The following is a 1789-nucleotide window of genomic DNA, read 5'->3' as shown; positions in this document are numbered from 1 at the left end:
ATTCATTCATTAATTCTGAAGGAATTTCTGCATGCCGTATACTTCCATTTTTTGTACTTACACCCAGCCTTTGATCAAGTAGTAATCCTTCAGTATGAGTTAAGTATTTTTTTGATAACTGCTCTTTGTCAGGTCGATAAATTTGCTTTGATCTTAGGGTGATAATTTCTTCTCTTCTAAGACCCGAAAAGCGAGCTAGATAGACAGCTAATTTGAACTCAATTGATAGAGGTACACTAACAGCTCCACTTGTTTTTTTAACTATTCCTCTTCTACCTGACTTTAGAAAGTCATCTAGCAGGCTCCACTCATTTGTACTCAGAGGAACCAGGCTCCGTGCAAGCCCATTGAATTTGTAATCTTTCGGAAGTTGTAAGCGGAGATCCGTAGAGTCAACATGTAAGATTTTATTGTTCATAAAATCATGTCGACCGGGTAATTCAACTCTAACAAATTCATAGTTAAAGGGAGGGTTTTCAAACTGATGATTTCTAGCCAAGTAAAACTTATAGAACCTTATCACGACTGACATGTAGCTGTTTGCTGTGCTTCGAGCTATAACTCTATTCTTGAAAGCTTCTCTTAAGTGTTTTTTAAATGCATAGGTGGGCCTCTGTCTGACCGCTGCAGGCATAAAGTCCCAGACATAATTTATGTTCTCAAGAAACGTAAAATAATGAAGTAAGCCCTGCGCTTGAGTATTAACCTCTTTTTTATTTAAGTTGACTTTTAAATGGATTAGCCAGTTATTAGCTACAGTAATGCCTGTTCCGTCTTCTCTATAGAGCAGAGGCATGCGCCCAACAGATCTACCTGTGTCAGGAATTATCGCTACTTTTTTGCAGCCGCGAATATTTTTAGTTTGAAATTTTTGATCTATAAAAAAATCCGGTATTTCCCAAAGAATGAGTGACATCTGGGATCGCCTGTGGTGATTGGTAGACACGGTTATGCCATTTATAATTGCTGATTCTGCTGGTACACCAGTTCTTCTGCATCTGGATTCAGCCAAGATGTCTTGCGCGGCGTGCAGGTGCGCGTAGACCCGCTCCACAGCCCTGGTTTTCTGCGCTTCGGCATAAATCGCATAACACCTGGCCAGAACGGTCACATCTTGATCAGCGTGGCGCTCCGCCGGCGGGATAGCGCTGTGACGATGATTGTGGTTGTAACACTGCACGAAGCCGACCACGCGTTGCTGACAAATCGATATAACCATCAGTTAAGTAATCTGTCCGGTACTTGCAGGTGCGGAACAACGACTCCGAGAAAGTAAGTATTGGTGCCAACAACCAGCGCAACACAGGCGGTACGAAGCTTTGACCCCGCAGTGCGGGCTTCATCGATCAGCTGAATAGCTTGTTGGCGATCTGAGGTGCTGATCATTCGTTCTCGTCCCTCACTGGACAGAGCTCACGTTTAAGCTCTCGGTTATCGTGGCACTCGGTTTTGCGAGCGTCGTGCTTTGCTTGTGAGCTCCATCAATCAGGTCTTCAGATGCATTCACCAGTAGACGACCTGCTTGTCGGGCTTTCTTTCGACAGTCGTACAATGCTGCAACAAGATTGTTTCTTCTTTAGCCACTTCTGAAATTATGAGCTGGGAGCAGTTTCTTGAGGATAGCTTCCCGGCGTTCATCGAAGTGCCTCATTGGAACCTCGTATCGCATCGCCTCTTCAGAGTTTCACAGCCGCTAGGCTTCAACTGGCTGACAGAGGGGGGAGGTGCCTCTCTAAAATTTCACATAATATAGGTAATAAACTTGTAAGATTCAAAGTTCATAGTGAAA

At 43.8% G+C, this 1789-nt stretch carries 2 protein-coding genes; both read right to left on the bottom strand.

Going from position 1 to position 1789, the window contains the following annotated elements; genetic code table 11:
• On the bottom strand, positions 1 to 916 hold a 916-nt coding region (locus INT22_RS14270; protein ID WP_193068445.1), incomplete at its 3' end, for a site-specific integrase.
• A gap of 302 nt (positions 917 to 1218) precedes the next feature.
• The gene (locus INT22_RS14265) at positions 1219 to 1386 is read right to left on the bottom strand and encodes a hypothetical protein (protein WP_193059633.1); all 168 of its coding nucleotides are present in this window, start codon (positions 1384 to 1386) and stop codon (positions 1219 to 1221) included.
• Positions 1387 to 1789 lie beyond the last annotated feature (403 nt).

The organism is Halomonas sp. 3D7M, from assembly GCF_014897885.1.
Taxonomy (GTDB): domain Bacteria; phylum Pseudomonadota; class Gammaproteobacteria; order Pseudomonadales; family Halomonadaceae; genus Vreelandella.
This window is presented reverse-complemented; position numbering and strand designations above follow the sequence as displayed.